Here is a 15,635-nt window from a genome sequence, read left to right as displayed (position 1 = left end):
GGGAGGTTTGGCGGAGACAGATCAATACCAGGCATCCGCCATGCTGGTCTTGCGTCGGCTGATATAGTCCAGCAACGCTTCGTCGATGGCTACGTCCAATGGCGGCGCTTCGTATTCGGCGAGCGTCTTTTTCCAGAGACGGTTGGCGCGGGTCGCCATGTCGGTCGAGCCACCCTCTTCGCTCCACTTTTCGAAAGGCTCGTTGTCGGACAGGGCAGAATCCCAAAAGGCCGTCTGGTAGTTGCGCATCGTGTGGTCGCAGCCGAGGAAGTGGCTGCCAGGGCCGACCTGCAGGAAAGCATCCATGGCGAGCGTGTTGTCGTCGACGACGACGCCGGCCAGATAGGAATGCAGCGCCCCGCAGAAATCCGTGTCCATCACGAACTTCTCATAGGACATGGCAAGCAGGCCATCGACGAAGCCGGCGGAGTGCAGGATGAAGTTTGCGCCGCAATGCACGGCAGACAACATCGACATCACGCCTTCCTGCATTGCCTGCGCATCCGGCAGCTTCGAGTTGGAGAAGTTGCCGGCGCAGCGCAGCGGCAATTTAAGCCGCCGCGCCAACTGGCCGATAACCATGGAGCCGATCGCCGGCTCCGGCGTGCCGAAGGTGGGCGAACCCGAGCGCAGGGACATCGAGGAGAGGAAGTTGCCGAAGATGACCGGGGCGCCCTTGCGCTCCAGCTGTGTCAGGGCACAGCCAGCCAGCGTCTCGGCAAAGGATTGCGCGATGGCGCCGGCGTTCGTGACCGGGCCCATGGCGCCACCCAGGATGAAGGGAACGATGACCGCCGCCTGGTTTGCCCGCGCGTAGGCGCGCAGCGACTTCGTCATCGTGCCATCCCACACGAGCGGCGAATTGACATTGACGTTGCCGAGGATGACGCAATTCCGATCGACGAAATCCTTGCCGAAGACGATGCGCGCCATGTCGATCGAATCCTCGGCACGCTCTTCCGCCGTGATCGAGCCCATGAAGGCGCGGTCGGAATATTTGACATGGCTGTAAACCATATCGAGATGGCGCTTGTTGACGGGAATATCGACCGGCTCGCAGATCGTGCCGCCGGAATGGTGCAGCCACGGGCTCGACTGGGCGAGTTTGATGAAGTTCCGAAAATCCTCCAGCGTGCCGTAGCGCCGGCCCTTGTCCAGGTCCATGACGAACGGTGAGCCGTACGCAGGGGAGAAAACAACGTTCTTGCCGCCGATCTCGACATTGTGGGCGGGGTTGCGGGCGTGCTGGGTAAACTGTGACGGCGCCGAAGAGACGATCTCGTTGAGCATGCCGGGCTCGAAACGCACCAGCACGCCATCGACATTGGCACCGGCCTTTTTCCAATGATCGAGTGCCACGGGATCGTCACGAAACTCGATCCCGACTTCGGACAGGATGCGCTCCGCGACCTTTTCGATCTTCAGGAGATTTTCCTCGCCGAGAATATCGTAGGTCGGAATATTCCTGACGATATAGGGCACCCCGAGGGCGCGACCGCTATGGCCTCGCTGAGGCCGTGCACCGCGGCTGCGGCGCTGGGGTGCGGCTTGAGTCGCGTCGAGTGTATCCATAATCCTGTCTCCCCTCGTTTGAATTGATGCTAGTGGGGAAAAACCAAGCTGTAACGCTGGAAAAAATCGCTTCATCATATAAACTGAACTTATGGAAACATTTCGTCGACTGCTGCCCTCCGCATCCAGCCTCGTGGTCTTCGAGGCCGCCGGTCGGCACCAGAATTTCACCCGTGCCGCCCAGGAACTGGGCATGACGCAGGCGGCCGTTTCCTATGCCGTGCGCAGCCTGGAAGATCAGCTTGGCGTTCCGCTTTTCCAGCGGGTGCACCGCGCCGTGCATCTCACGGAGGCGGGCGAGAAATTCCATGTGGATGTCTCGCTTGGCCTGTCACGGATTCAGAAATCCGCCGAGGACATCCGTGCCAAGAAGCGGGAAACGAACGTCACGCTTGCCGCATCAACGGCGTTTGCCTCCATGTGGATGTTGCCGCGTCTCGCCCAACTGCGGGCCGATCTTCCGGAAATAGACCTGCGCATCCAGACGAGCGTGCGCGATCTGGACCTTGACGACGAGCCCATTCCGCTAGGCGTGCGCGGCGGCGATCCCGCAAACTGGCCGCGCTATCACGCCGCCCTGCTGGCCGAGGAGGTCATCTTTCCGGTTGCCTCGCCGTCCTTCATCGAAGCCAATGGACTGCCGAAGACACCGGCAGAGCTTCTGCGCCATCGCCTCATCCATCTGGAAGAGCCCGTGCGGCAGGCCTGCGACTGGCCGGCCTGGTTCGAAAGCGCCGGCATTTCCTATCCCCCGCAATCCCGCCGGCTGGCGATCAATGATTATGTGCTGGTCGTGCAGGCGGTGCTGGCGGGCGAAGGTGTTGCGCTCGGCTGGCAGCATCTGATCCAACAGCAGATGCGTTCGGGAACGCTCGTCCCGGTCGGTGGCCATGTTCTGGAGACGGGCCTTGCATTTTACGTCGTCTGGCCCCGTTCACGGGAGCTGAACCATCAGGCACGCCGCATCCGCGACTGGCTGCTTGAGGAAGGCAGGAAAGAACGCGAGTCGCCGCGCGAGGCTCCCTAAGTCTTTAAACGGCGATCGCGGTCGGTTTGTCCTGGTATTTTTCCGCGATATAGCGAAGCGTGGTCACGGCGTCGGCCGGCTTGCCGTAGAAATAGCCCTGCCCCATGCCGCAGCCAAGCGCCTTCAGCTTCAGCGCTTCGGCGAAACTTTCGATGCCTTCCGCCACGACCTCCAGATGCAGGCCATCACACATGGCAACGATTGCCTTGACGATGTGCTCGCAAGCCCGGTCGGTGGAAATCTGCGAAACGAAGGCGCGATCGACCTTCACCTTGTCGAAGGAAAACTCCCGCAGGCGCCCGAGGCTGGACTGGCCGGTGCCGAAATCGTCCAGCGACACCCGGATACCGGCTGAGCGCAAATCGTCGATGATCTTCTTGGCGATTTCCGCGTCCATCATGACAGCGGTTTCGGTGATCTCCAGCTCCAGTCGGCGCGGCTCCAGCCCGGCGCGATTGACGATGGCAAGCACGTTGGCGCTGGTGTTCGGGTCGGTCAACTGCGCGGACGACAGGTTGAACGACAGAAATAGCTCCTTGGGCCAGGAAAGGGCCGCGTGGGCCGCCTTGCGCAACAGGGCCTCGGAGAGCGAATCGATGAAGCCGCGTTCTTCGGCGAGCGGCACGAAAACGGCGGGTGAGACATAGCCGAGATCCGGATCGCACCAGCGCGCCAGCGCCTCGAAGCCGACCACCATGTCGTCCTTGAGATTGACGATCGGCTGGAAATGCACATCGACCTCGTCGGCGATGATCGCATTGCGCAAGGCCTGTTCCAGCTGGGTCGCCCGCTTCATTTCCTGGGCGATTTCCTGCGAATACACCGTGACCTGACCACGGCCGCGGCGCTTCGAGCGGTAGAGCGCGGTGTCGGCGCTTTTCAGGAGATCGTCGAATTCGCTGCCGGCGAAAGGATAGATCGCGAAACCGAAGGATGCGGACAGACGCACGTTGCGCTCGCCAAGGTCGAAGGGCGCCGAAAGCACTTCCTTGAGCATCAGCCCCATCTTCTCCGCGGTCTTGCGCTCGAAGATGAGAGGCAGGACAAACGCGAACTCGTCGCCGCTGGCACGAATGACGGTTACACCGTCCGGAACACAGGCGACGAGCCGGTTTGCCACCTGCCGCAGGATTGCATCGCCGGCAGCCGGTCCGAAAAGGTCGTTGATCGGCTTGAAGCCGTCGAGATTGGCAAGACCGATGGTAAAGGGCGCCGGGTCGGCCGCGCGATCGCTGGCGAGCTGGCATACCTTTTCGCGCAGCGCCTGGGCATTGCCCAGCCCCGTCAGCGGATCGATATTGACCTGCGGGTCGCTTCGGCTGATGTGCTGAGACGACGCTTCAGCAGAATTCATAAACAAATTCCCGGCCTTGGTTCATGGCTTCTTCGCTGGCTAGACCATGGCCGACGAGAGTTAAGATTTTGAAAGCAAACAATAGCCAGTTCCGGCAGGAGCATCCCGAAGTTTAGTGAGTTGACATGGCACACGTCATTGCGCATCGCGACATCCTCCTGCGCCGCTCTCTCCTTCCCGTAACGCACGGCGATCAGCCGGCCAGCGCTTCCTCCTTGCGTCTGGCGTCGACATGGCGCCGGTAAACGGCCTCGATCATATCGGGGCTGATCGGCTTCGTGATGTGGTCGTCCATACCGGCGGCCCGGCTGCGCTCGATATCGAGATCGAAGGCGGGCGTCGTGACCGCCACGATCGGCGTTTTGGCAGCCCCTCCGGCTTCGGCGGCACGGATTGCGATGGCCGCATCGAAACCGTTCATCACGGGCATCGCCACATCCATCAGCACAAGGTTCGGGCGGTGCTGCTGCCAGAGCCGGACCGCTTCCTCGCCATTGGCCGCGATGCGGTAGCTGATGCCGAGCCCTTCGAGGATCTGGGCAAAGACGAACTGGTTGATTTCGTTATCCTCGGCGACGATAACCTCGACCATCGGGCTGACATCGACATTGGGCTCGGCAACGATGATATCCCATTCGGACGGCAGCACCGTCTCCTCGATCGCCACGTCCTCAGCATGGCTGAGAAGGGCAGTGATATCGGCGTGCAGTTCCGCGCGCTTCCATTCGCGGTTGACGAGCAGGAACGGCGAGTTTTGCCAGGATGAGAGCAGCGACCGGATGTCGGAGCACGCTGAATCGACCAGAAGCACATCGATGCCAACGCCAGAGCGGGCAGCGGCCTCGGCGAAGGCTGTGACCTCCTCAAGGCCGGTCACAGCGCACGCGTCGAAACCCCATTTGCGCAACTGCGGCACAAGGGTCTGGGCGAATGTCTGCGACTGGCTGACGACGAGCGCCCGCTTCGCGCTCATCGCCGTCGGCTCGATGATCGACACCGCCTCCTTCAGATGCTGGACATCGATCGAGCGGAAGGGATCGTAGCAATTCTGCGCAGGCTCGAAGATATCGTAGTCCTTGATGCGCAGCGGCAGAATGCCGTCGATGCCCGTGCCGGCCACGAGTTCGCTGATATCGCTCAAGCAGGTCACGACCATATGCTTGCCGGGATCACCGACACGGAACTTTCGCGTCAGAACCCACATATCTTCGCCATTGCTGCGGACGATCTGCTCCGCCAGCGTGTAGACCTCACCGGTTTCGAGCACATACCGATCGGACCGTTCGAACTTTTCCGCCAGATCGGGCTCGACGAGATCCCATGCGGAGCGCCCGAGCATGGATTCCGGCACCGTGCCGTGGATTTCGCAGAAAGCCCGATTGACGCCGATATAACTCAGGCCCCGATCCTTGACGAAGACCGGATTGGGCAGGTTGTCGAGGATGTTTTCGGTAACGCTTATCCGCTCCATCTCGCTCTGGAGCTGATCCTCGCGCTTGCGCTGTTCGGAAACATCCGTGAAGGACACGACGCCCATGCCGTTGGAGAGCCGGCGCATGCGCACGCTGACCCAGCGTTGCTGACCGATGCGCTCGACGGCTTCATAACGTTCGCGCCAGTGATGGGAAATCCGTTCGGCGATCCAGTCGTCACGACCGATGCGACGCCGGTTCTTTTCGGAATGGGTGCCATGCAGGCCGCTGTCGAAGACAGCACACAGGAAATCGCGCAGGCGCGTGCCGGGTGCCACGAACTCCGGCGCTATGGCATAGAACTGCAGGACCGGACGGCTCGCGAACACGATCTCGTCATTCTTGTCGCAGACAAGAATGGCAAGGCCCAGCGCGTCCAGCGTCGCCTCGAGCATCGTTTTCTGGATGTCTGCGCCGGAAGACGCCACATCGGTCATCGCATGGTCCTCATTTCCGCCTTGACGGCTTATTTTGGGGGACATGCTGACGAAGCTGCCAAGGGCAACGCCGAGGAGATATTTACCCGCGCGGCCAGCGACGCACGAGCTTCCGAAGGACAAAACCTGTGTTCATTCAGGTTCTTCGCTAAAAATTGCAGCTTTATATTAAGAGCTGATTAAAACACGCATACGGGCTTTGGCGAGATTGTAACAAAGGGTAACGCGCGCAGTTGGGGACGCGCGCCGCCGCACCCTTCCCACGACGCGGCGAATCCACGACAATAGGCCATGCCGATCAAACAGCTCTCCGAAACCCTGATCAACCAGATCGCCGCCGGCGAAGTCATCGAACGGCCCGCCAGCGCCGCCAAGGAACTGATCGAAAACGCGCTCGATGCCGGGGCCACCCGCATCGAAATCGCCACGGCCGGTGGCGGCAAAACCTTGCTGCGCGTCACCGACAACGGCAGCGGCATGAGCCCCGAAGACCTGGAGATGGCGGTGCGGCGGCACTGCACCTCCAAGCTCGACAGCGGGCTTGCCGATATCCGCACGCTGGGGTTTCGCGGCGAGGCGCTGCCCTCCATCGGCTCGGTTGCCAAACTGACGATTTCCAGCCGGACCTCCGGTGCAGCCCAGGGCTCGCAAATCTCGATCGTCGGTGGCAAGCTTGAACCCGTGCGTCCGGCAGCCGCCAACAACGGCACCGTCGTCGAGGTCAGGGACCTGTTTTTTGCCACCCCTGCCCGCTTGAAATTCATGAAGACGGAGAAGGCGGAGGCATCGGCCATCTCGGAGGTGGTGCGCCGCATGGCGATCGCCTTCCCGCATGTGCGCTTCGTCCTGTCGGGCTCGGACCGCACGACGCTTGAATTTGCGGCGACCGGCAACGACAGGCTCGCCCGGATCGCGCAGGTCCTTGGCCGGGATTTCCGCGACAACGCCATTGAAATCGACGCCGAACGCGAGGGCGTGCATCTTACCGGCTTTGCCGGTGTGCCGACCTTCAACCGCGGAAACTCCCTGCAGCAGTATGCCTTCGTCAACGGGCGTCCGGTGCAGGACAAGCTGATCTGGTCGGCGCTGCGGGCAGCCTATGCGGAAACAATTCCGCAGGGACGCTATCCGGTTGCCGTACTCTCCCTCACCATCGATCCTGACCTTGTCGATGTGAATGTGCATCCCGCGAAATCGGATGTCCGCTTCCGCGATCCCGGTCTGGTTCGCGGCCTGATCATCGGCGCGATACGCCAGGGGCTGGCGCAGCATGGCGACCGCGCGTCCACGACCGGTGCCAGCGGGCTGATGCGCGCCTTTCGGCCCGAGCCGCCCCGCCCCGCAGCCAACTGGAACGCAGCAACCTCGCCCTACCGCCCCGCGAGCTTCGACGGCACGGCGGCCTTCGCTTTCCGGGAAGCGCCGCAGCAGAGCTTTCAGGAGATGGCCGCTCCTTCAGCGCGCACCCAGATGGTCGAACCGGCCCCGCAAGGCGAAGCGACACCCGAGCCGCTTCATCCGCTCGGTGCCGCCCGTGCCCAACTGCATGAAAACTACATCGTGGCCCAGACGGCAGACGGACTTGTGATTGTCGACCAGCACGCGGCCCATGAGCGGCTTGTCTTCGAACATCTGCGCAAGGGCCTGAATTCCCGGTCGATCCCGGCGCAGGCGCTCCTCATTCCGGAGATCGTCGATCTTGCCGAAGATGACTGCGATCGCCTGATCGCCCATGCGGAAGAATTCTCGCGTCTTGGTCTTGGCATCGAGCGCTTCGGGCCGGGCGCCATCGCCGTGCGCGAAACGCCCGCCATGCTCGGCGAGATGGATGCCGCCGGCCTCGTGCGGCAGCTCGCCGACGAGCTGGCGGAATGGGATACGGCCTCCGGACTTTCGAGCCGCCTGGAATATCTCGCTGCGACCATGGCCTGCCACGGTTCGGTCCGTTCAGGCCGACGCATGCGGCCGGAGGAAATGAATGCGCTTCTGCGGCAGATGGAGGCAACACCGGGCTCTGGCCAGTGCAATCACGGGCGTCCGACCTATATCGAACTCAAGCTCAGCGACATCGAACGATTGTTCGGCCGCAGTTGAGATCGTACGATTACGCTGGAAATCCGCCTCTACCCGTTTTAAAGGCAGGTGAGTGTAAACGATGTGACACGACGGCCCGCAGGCCGCTGAAATCGGGTCAAGACGATGCGAGGGCGACGGATGATGAACCGTTTCGAAAGTAGCGGTGGCCGGGAAGCGAAAATTCGCTACCTCGACGGCGATTTCCAGATCGTGCTGCCGGGCTCCTTCGTAACCTGCGCCATGACGGGCGCGGCCATCCCGGTGGATGAACTGCGTTACTGGAGCGTTGCCCGACAGGAGCCCTATATCGACGCACAGGCCGCTTTCGACGCTGAGAAACGCGCCGGCGCCCTTCCGAACCAGAAAACTCCGGCCTGAGACGCCTTCACGCGCCGCGCAGCCGCCGCTGTCTGGCGGCATTGACCGCCGCCTCGATGATCTTCGCCGGGGATGCCGGATCGTCGTAACGAACCTCCACCTCGATCACATCCGTCCTTTCCGCAAGCTCCCCGGCCCGCCCGTGCCCGGGTTCGAGCCGGACTCGATCCTTGCTCGTGGTCAACAGGCGTAGACCGCTCTTCTCCGCGCGGTCGAGAAGATCGGCAATCTCGTCTTCCGAATAATGATGATGATCGGGAAAACTGCGGGTCTCGGCAATTTCCAGCCCCATCTCCCGGACCGTTCGGTAGAATTTCTCAGGATCGGCAATCCCAGCCCAGGCCAGCACGGGCCGGCGATCCGCCTGCGGCCCGCCGACGGGCAGGACATTGGCCTCAAAGATGGCTTTTCCCGCCCGGGCCGCGCTGCGGATGAGGGCATCGGCCTGATCCCCGTTCCCGAGTTTCAGCAGCGCCGAAGCGTGGCGCAACTGCGTGGCGAGCGGTGCGCGAACCGGGCCTCCCGGCACCAGATGGCCGTTGCCGATGCCGCGGCGGCTGTCGATCACCAGCAGCGCGTAGTCGAAATGGAGCCGCGCGCTCTGGAACCCGTCGTCCATGATGATCAGATCGGCGCCCTCGGTGACGAGTTTGCGAGCCCCCTCCACCCGCCGGCGACAAATGACGGTCAGCGCCTCGCGGGCAAGCAGCAGCGGTTCGTCGCCGACGTCCCGGGCCCGGTGATGGTCGATATCCACGACCGTCGTCACATCAAGCGAGCCGCCGTAACCGCGCGAGAGAAATCCGGGTTTCAGCCCCTTGGTCCGGGCGGCCCGGGCGAGCGAAATCGCCGTCGGTGTCTTGCCCGCCCCGCCGACCGTAAAATTCCCGACGCAGATGATCGGTACCGGCACAGTTGCACGGCGGGCGCGATCCATGCGCATGCCGGCAACGCGCCCGTAAATCCACGAAAACGGAGAAAGAGCATGGGCACGCCAGTCCGCCCTGGTCCACCAGAATGGTGGTGCTTCGGAAACCATCGGCGATCAGACCTTTTCTCTCACGGCAGAATTTCGCACCATTTCATCCCAATCGACATCCTGCGAAAATGCCGCATGCATCAAAAAAATCAACCGGGTAGGTTAACGACTTGGCATGTTTCAAGCGCTGCGGAAAGTCATATCCGCGAGAAATTCCGGGCTTGCCGCCTGTCACGCGCCGCCCATTAGAAAGCGCTCAAACAAGAGTTTAGGGCAATTTCCGGCAATACAATTATACCGAGTTTTAACCACTCTCAGCGACAGTCGGTTAACCACACTTGGTAACCTCCGTTTTTTGTTTTTCGTCGCGGATTTTGTAATGACTGACATGAGTTTCAACGCAGCGGCGAATGCCGCGCTGGCGATCCTGCGCCACAACGACACCACTGCCGCAAAGCAGCAGGATATCGTGACCACCGGCCTGCGTATCTCCGAGGCGGCAGACAATGCCGCCTACTGGTCGATCGCCACCGACATGCGCAACACGAACAAGGCAACATCAACCGTTATCGACGCACTGGAACTGGGCGCGGCCCTCATCGACGTCGGCTACGAGGCGATGGAAAACCTGATCGACATCACCTCCGAGATCAAGAACAAGCTGGTGCTGATGAAGGACCAGAGCATCGACCGTTACAAGGTCAGCGCCGAGGTCTACGAATTGCAGAAGCAGTTCCTTTCGGTCATCGAATCCGCTTCGTTCAATGGCCGCAACCTGCTGGCACCGGGCGAACTGAACTACGTTGAGAAAACCTATACCGACGCCAACGGTGTTGAACTGGGGTACATCGAGATGAGCCCGCCGGAGGACAATCTCGTCTTCGGCGGCATCGTGTCGAGCTATACCAAGGGCAAGATCGGCCTCATCCACATCTACGACTACATGAACCTGAACATCTTCGGTCAGGCCAACTACAAGAACGAGGATGGCGGCCTGACGCTGATGGATGGCCTTGCGGACGTCCCGAGCGCGGACGGGATGAGCGGTGGTGTCACCAATGCGGACCCGTCCAAGACCACCGCCTGGCTGCCCGCCTTCAATGGCCATACCTCCGTCGGCTTCAACCATTCCGGCCATATCGACGACACCTTCAGCGCCGCCCATATGGGCGAAGTGCCGGATGATCTCGTGGACTACGCCACGGACCTGCTCGTCAGCCGGTACGACGAGATCGAACGGAAGCTGACGGACCGGGCGGCAACGATCGGCTCGCTCAGCATGCGCGTCGAAATCCAGACGGACTTCAACCGATCGCTCTCCGACACGATCGACAGAGGCATAGGTCGTCTGGTCGATGCCGACATGAGCACGGCGTCGATGAAGCTGAAGGCCGTTCAGGCGAAGGTTCAGCTTGCTGTGCAGGCCCTGAACATTGCCAACAACTCGCCGTCCCTGCTGATGCAGCTCTTCCAGTAAGGTATCCGCTTTCCTTCTCCCCGCAGCGGGAGAAGGAGCAGGACGCGCCTACCGCAGGACGCCCTCAAGCTCGGTTATATCCTTCAGACAATAATCCGAAGCCGCCGAAAGCGATGCCGGCGAGCCGGTTCCCGTCAAAACCGCCACCGTCATGCCGGCGCCCGCATTTCGTCCCATATGGAGATCGTGATTGTTGTCGCCAACCACGGCGACCTGATGGGGCTCAAGCCCGGTAGCCGCACAAAAGCCCAGCACCATTCCGGGCTCCGGCTTGGTGCCGAAGCCGCTGTCGTAACCGGCGACATAGTGCAGGTAATCTTCGAAACCGAAGCGCTTTGCCGTCTGGCGGATGGAGCGCTCGTTGTCGCTGGAGGCGACGCCGAGACGGTATCCCTTGGCATACAGCGCAGAGAAAAACGCCGCGAGATCCGTAACGGGCACGGCGTAATCCGCGGAATTGGCAAACAGACCGTCGAGCTTCGCGGTCAGGCCCTCGACGGTGTAGGGCGCGCCAGCCGCGACCATGCCGGTCGCGATCTCCACGGTGTTGCCGGCGGCCAGCAGGCTGTCAGGCAGGACGTAACCGGTCTCCGGGTCCATGCCGCAGGCCCGAAGCAACGTCCAAGACAGTTCTTCGTCACCATCGGCGGCAATGCGTGCCACCTCGTAATTCACCGGCACCCAGCTCTTTACATAGTCGAGCAGCGTGCCGTCCTTGTCGAAGAGGATGCCGGAGATCGCCTGCGGGTTCGTCATATGTGCCAACCGGGAAGGGCTTCAGGTTTCCTTGCGCGGCTGCAGCCGCGCCTTGACCGTCAGCGGATTGATGTAGGGTTCAAGCCCCCGGACAGTTGCCGAAAGCGCTCCGCGCATTTCATGCACGGTTTCCTGCCCCGCATCGATCATCTTGCGACGCATCTCGTCGTTGACGAGCAGGTAGTTTACGCCCTTGGCCAGCATCTCGACATCGCGGACGATCTTGGCGCTGCCGTTCTTGGCAAGCGTCTGGTAGGTATCCCGGAAATTCTGGACATTGCTGCCCGACAGGATCGCGCAGCCGAGCATCGCGGGCTCCAGCGGGTTCTGACCGCCTTCGCCAAAGAGCGATCGGCCGACGAACGCAACCTCGGTCAGGCGCAGGTACAGTCCCATTTCGCCGATCGTGTCGCCCAGGAAAATATCGGTATCGGCGGTCAGCGGATCGTTGCGGGTGCGCCGCGCGACCGTCAGCCCCTTGCCAACCAGCATCGCCTCGATCTGGTCGCCGCGCTCGGGATGGCGCGGCACGATGATCGTCAACAGGCCGGTGCGCTCCTTGAGCGCCCGGTGCACGATGCCGGCGGCGGCCTCCTCGCCGTCAAAGGTGGAGATCGCCGCCCAGGTCTTGCGGGGGCCGAGCTGCGCCCGGTAACGGCGCAGCGCCTCCGCGTCATAGGCCGGCGCATCCGTATCCACCTTCAGGTTGCCGGACACCATGACGGGCAAGGCCCCCAGCGCGCGGAACCGGTCGGCGTCTAGCTCCGACTGGGCAATCACCAGCGCCAGGTTTTCAAACAGGGCATCGGCCAGCCACAGACGCTTCTTCCAACGACCGAAGGTGCGATCGGAGATCCGGCCATTGACCAGAACCTGCGGGATATGACGCTCGCCAAGCTCCATGATCGTCATCGGCCAGATTTCCGACTCGGCGATAATGGCGAGATCCGGCTCCCAGTAGTCGAGAAAGCGGCTGACAGCCGGCTTGAAATCCAGCGGCACGTACTGATGGATGATGCCGGGATCGAGGCGTTCGGCGGCAACGCGGGCAGACGTCGTCGTGCCCGTCGTCAACACGACGGAAACACCGCGCCGGGACACTTCCTTGATCAGCGGTACCACGGCATTGGTTTCGCCGACGCTTGCGGCATGGAACCAGACGAGCGGCCCCTGCGGGCGCGGCGCGCTGGCATAGCCGTATCGCTCCTGCTTGCGCTTCGGGTCTTCCTTGCCCTTGGCGGCGCGCATGGCAAGATAGCCCCAGACAAAGGGATACATCGCTGTTCCAACCCATCGATAGGTCGACAGGGCGATCTTTGCCAGAAGGCCACTCATGAAGACGCATTTCCGTTACGCGGGCAGCGGACATGCCGCTCCCGGCGGGGGCTGATCGGCAAGGCCATCGAACCGCTCACCAAGCCCATCAGGCCTGTTCCGGATCCAGAAGCTTGTGCATGTGGACGATGAAGTACCGCATATGCGCGTTGTCGACCGTCTGCTGCGCCTTGGACTTCCAGGCCGTCAGCGCGGTCTCGTAGTTCGGGTAGATGCCGACGATATCGAGCTTGTCGAGATCGCGGAAATGCAAGCCGGCGAGCGAGGTCAATTCGCCGCCGAATACGAGGTGGAGCAACTGCTTCTTGTCGCTATCCTGAGCCATTTTGTCGTCCGTTCCATTACACTTATTTTTGGTGGGTGGTTTGCGGCATTCAGGCGCAAAGGTCAATGGTTCTCCAAGGCCTGGGTCGCTGCTATCAACGCCGGAAGTGCGGCGTTTTCTGCCGCGCACATCACGCCATGGGAAACGCTTGGCCGGTTGTAGACAATCGCCTGTCCCTCAAGATCGCAGAGCGAACCACCGGCCCGCTGCAAAATGAGATCGGCAGCCGCCAGATCCCAGTCGTGGGAGTTCTTCTTGACGATGGTTCCATCGATCGAGCCGTCGGCGATCATCGCCAGCCGGTAGGCGAGCGACGGCACATGCGGGACGCGGGTCACACCCGCGCGATATCCGGTTTCCAGAATACCGACGACATCCTCCGCCAGCGCGATGCGGCGGGAGACGCCGGCCTTGCCCGGCGATGCGGCGATCGGCTGACCGTTCTTGCGCGCCTGCGATGTCAAAGACGCCTCGAACAGCTCCTCCAGAGCCGGAGCATACAGCACGCCCGCGACAGGCCGCCCCCGATGGACAACCGCGACGCTGACGCACCAGACGTTCTTGCCCGCGATGAAGGCACGGGTGCCGTCGATCGGATCGACCACGAAGACTGTTTCACAGCCGAGCCGGGCTTCGTCGTCATCCGTCTCTTCCGAGAGCCAGCCATAGTTCGGGCGGGCCGAAAGAAGTTTTTCCTTGAGGATGTCGTTGGCGGCAAAATCCGCCTCGCTGACCGGCGAGCGGCCACCATTCTTCCACTGAACATCCGGGTTGCGGCCGAAGAAACTCAGCGCCTTCTCACCCGCGAGCTGCGCCGCGGAAGCGATCAGTTCGAGATCCTTCAGCCACTGCTCGGGCGACGGGTGGACGGCGGTCATGGTTTGTCTTTCCGTTTTCTGCCGCGACAAAGCCGCGGCACGATCTTCGATGCGACGGGTTTCCTTTGCAATCAGGTTCCGGCGAGCGTCATGCCTTCGATGGCAAGGGTGGGGGCAGCGACACCGAACTTGCGATCAATGTCGTTTGCCGGCGTCACCGACATAAACATCTGCTTCAGGTTGGAGGCAATGGTGACTTCCGAAACCGGGAAGGCGATCTCGCCGTTCTCGATCCAGAAGCCCGAGGCGCCGCGGCTGTATTCGCCGGTCAGCATGTTGACGCCTTGGCCGATCAATTCGGTGACATAGAATCCTGTGCCGACGGAGCGGATCAGGTCTTCCGGCGAGATATCGCCCGGCTCCAGGGCAAAATTGGTCGATCCCGGATTGACGGCAGGACCGCCGCGCACGCCGCGGCCGTTGGTTTGAAGGCCAAGTTCGCGCGCTGTCGAGGTCGACAGGAACCAATGGCGCAGCACGCCGTCCTCGATCATCGACAGCTTGTTGCCGCTGATGCCTTCCCCATCGAAGGGGCGCGAAGACGAGCCGCGCACGATGAGCGGATCATCTGTAACATTCAGGCCCGACTTCAGCACCTGCTCGCCCATCTTGTCGCGCAGGAAGCTCGTCTTGCGGGCGACGGATGCGCCGTTGATCGCGCCGGCGATATGGCCGGCAAAACCGCGCGCCATACGCGGATCGAAAACCACCGTAAGGTTCTGCTGGGTCGGCATCTGGCGCGGCGAAAGCCGGGCGATCGCCCGCTCTCCGGCGGTACGGCCGATGTCCTCGGCTGCCTTCAGATCGGCGAAATAGAGACGGCTGTCGAAGTCGTAGTCGCGCTCCATCTTGGTGCCTTCACCGGCAATGGCGCTGACCGAGCGGCCGAAGCGGCTTGCCATGTAGGACCCGGAAAAGCCGTGGGAGGTGACGAGAACCAGCCCGCCCATGCCGGCGGATGCGCCGGCACCGCTCGAATTGGTGACGCCCGCAACGGCCAGGGCCGCTGCTTCGGCCGCGAGCGCGGCGTCCGTCAGGGCTTCGGTCGAAACTTCGGTCGGGTCGAAGAGCTGAAGATCGGGATAGGATTTCGCCAGCCGATCCTGATCTGCGAGGCTGGCATAGGGATCTTCCGGCGAGGCCTTGGCCATGGCGACGGCACGCTCGGCAAGGGTCTTAAGATCGAAACCGGGATTGGCGGAAACGCTGGCTACTCTTTTGCCGACAAAGACGCGCAACGAGAAATCGTCGCTCTCGGAAGATTCAGTCGCTTCGACCTTACCGAGCCTCACAGACACGGAGCGCGAGCGTCCGCGCACAACAACGGCATCCGCCTCATCCGCGCCTGCCTTTTTAGCGAGATTCACAAGCTCTGAAGCCCGCTTCAGGAGAACGTCGGAATCGATAACATCGGACATGATTTAGCCTTTCATTCCCGTTCCATTTATTGTGCAGTGGCTTAAGCATCAAGGGCATTCACCGATTCTTGCCCCGTGCACTCAGAGAAAGTCGCCTATCACGGGTCTCCGCTCTCCAAACACTGAAATTCACAGCGGTCCCAGGGGCCGA

Annotated in this window: 13 protein-coding genes; 4 read left to right on the top strand and 9 right to left on the bottom strand. The window is 61.9% G+C overall.

Annotated elements, in window-relative coordinates; translation table 11 throughout:
- Positions 1 to 21: 21 nt before the first annotated feature.
- The gene (locus BLX89_RS07050; protein ID WP_075289968.1) at positions 22 to 1,572 is read right to left on the bottom strand and encodes a trimethylamine methyltransferase family protein; all 1,551 of its coding nucleotides are present in this window, start codon (positions 1,570 to 1,572) and stop codon (positions 22 to 24) included.
- Positions 1,573 to 1,663: 91 nt separating this feature from the next.
- Between BLX89_RS07050 and BLX89_RS07045 the strand changes: the two genes are divergently transcribed.
- A complete protein-coding gene (locus tag BLX89_RS07045; RefSeq protein ID WP_075289967.1) occupies positions 1,664 to 2,599 on the top strand; it encodes a LysR substrate-binding domain-containing protein in 936 nt (311 codons plus the stop codon).
- 4 nt (positions 2,600 to 2,603) lie between these two features.
- Here the strand turns inward: BLX89_RS07045 and BLX89_RS07040 are convergent, their stop codons facing one another.
- Positions 2,604 to 3,953 carry a putative bifunctional diguanylate cyclase/phosphodiesterase gene (locus BLX89_RS07040; RefSeq protein ID WP_075289966.1) on the bottom strand — a complete coding sequence of 450 codons (1,350 nt, stop codon included), beginning with the start codon at positions 3,951 to 3,953 and terminating at the stop codon, positions 2,604 to 2,606.
- 193 nt (positions 3,954 to 4,146) lie between these two features.
- Positions 4,147 to 5,862, bottom strand: coding sequence for a response regulator (locus BLX89_RS07035; RefSeq protein WP_083637367.1), 1,716 nt, complete (start codon positions 5,860 to 5,862; stop codon positions 4,147 to 4,149).
- Positions 5,863 to 6,153: 291 nt separating this feature from the next.
- On the opposite strand from BLX89_RS07035, the gene mutL reads away from it, so the two are divergent.
- Positions 6,154 to 7,956 (top strand): DNA mismatch repair endonuclease MutL, encoded by a 1,803-nt coding sequence (mutL, locus tag BLX89_RS07030; protein WP_075289965.1) that lies wholly within the window; start codon positions 6,154 to 6,156, stop codon positions 7,954 to 7,956.
- 123 nt (positions 7,957 to 8,079) lie between these two features.
- Positions 8,080 to 8,316 carry a DUF2093 domain-containing protein gene (locus BLX89_RS07025; RefSeq protein ID WP_075290380.1) on the top strand — a complete coding sequence of 79 codons (237 nt, stop codon included), beginning with the start codon at positions 8,080 to 8,082 and terminating at the stop codon, positions 8,314 to 8,316.
- A gap of 7 nt (positions 8,317 to 8,323) precedes the next feature.
- Here BLX89_RS07025 and lpxK read toward each other — a convergent pair whose 3' ends face one another.
- Positions 8,324 to 9,355 (bottom strand): tetraacyldisaccharide 4'-kinase, encoded by a 1,032-nt coding sequence (lpxK, locus tag BLX89_RS07020; RefSeq protein WP_075289964.1) that lies wholly within the window; start codon positions 9,353 to 9,355, stop codon positions 8,324 to 8,326.
- Positions 9,356 to 9,674: 319 nt separating this feature from the next.
- Here lpxK and BLX89_RS07015 point away from each other — a divergent pair, with 319 nt between their 5' ends.
- Positions 9,675 to 10,772, top strand: coding sequence for a flagellin N-terminal helical domain-containing protein (locus tag BLX89_RS07015; protein WP_075289963.1), 1,098 nt, complete (start codon positions 9,675 to 9,677; stop codon positions 10,770 to 10,772).
- A 48-nt stretch (positions 10,773 to 10,820) separates the two neighbouring features.
- Here BLX89_RS07015 and BLX89_RS07010 read toward each other — a convergent pair whose 3' ends face one another.
- From BLX89_RS07010 to BLX89_RS06990, 5 genes are all read right to left on the bottom strand, one after another.
- Positions 10,821 to 11,528: an HAD family hydrolase gene (locus BLX89_RS07010; protein ID WP_075289962.1), complete on the bottom strand. Its 708-nt coding sequence runs from the start codon at positions 11,526 to 11,528 to the stop codon at positions 10,821 to 10,823.
- Between the two features lie 21 nt (positions 11,529 to 11,549).
- The gene (gene waaA / locus BLX89_RS07005; RefSeq protein WP_075289961.1) at positions 11,550 to 12,863 is read right to left on the bottom strand and encodes a lipid IV(A) 3-deoxy-D-manno-octulosonic acid transferase; all 1,314 of its coding nucleotides are present in this window, start codon (positions 12,861 to 12,863) and stop codon (positions 11,550 to 11,552) included.
- Positions 12,864 to 12,951: 88 nt separating this feature from the next.
- Positions 12,952 to 13,188, bottom strand: coding sequence for a DUF4170 domain-containing protein (locus BLX89_RS07000; protein WP_075289960.1), 237 nt, complete (start codon positions 13,186 to 13,188; stop codon positions 12,952 to 12,954).
- A gap of 62 nt (positions 13,189 to 13,250) precedes the next feature.
- Positions 13,251 to 14,066 (bottom strand): 3'(2'),5'-bisphosphate nucleotidase CysQ, encoded by an 816-nt coding sequence (locus BLX89_RS06995; protein ID WP_075289959.1) that lies wholly within the window; start codon positions 14,064 to 14,066, stop codon positions 13,251 to 13,253.
- Positions 14,067 to 14,137: 71 nt separating this feature from the next.
- On the bottom strand, positions 14,138 to 15,484 hold the full coding sequence (locus BLX89_RS06990; RefSeq protein ID WP_075289958.1) for a TldD/PmbA family protein: 1,347 nt from the start codon (positions 15,482 to 15,484) through the stop codon (positions 14,138 to 14,140).
- Between the last annotated feature and the right edge of the window lie 151 nt (positions 15,485 to 15,635).

Source organism: Pararhizobium arenae, assembly GCF_001931685.1.
GTDB lineage: Bacteria > Pseudomonadota > Alphaproteobacteria > Rhizobiales > Rhizobiaceae > Pararhizobium > Pararhizobium arenae.
Note: the sequence above shows the minus strand (reverse complement) of the source record. Positions and strands in the feature narration are given on the sequence as shown.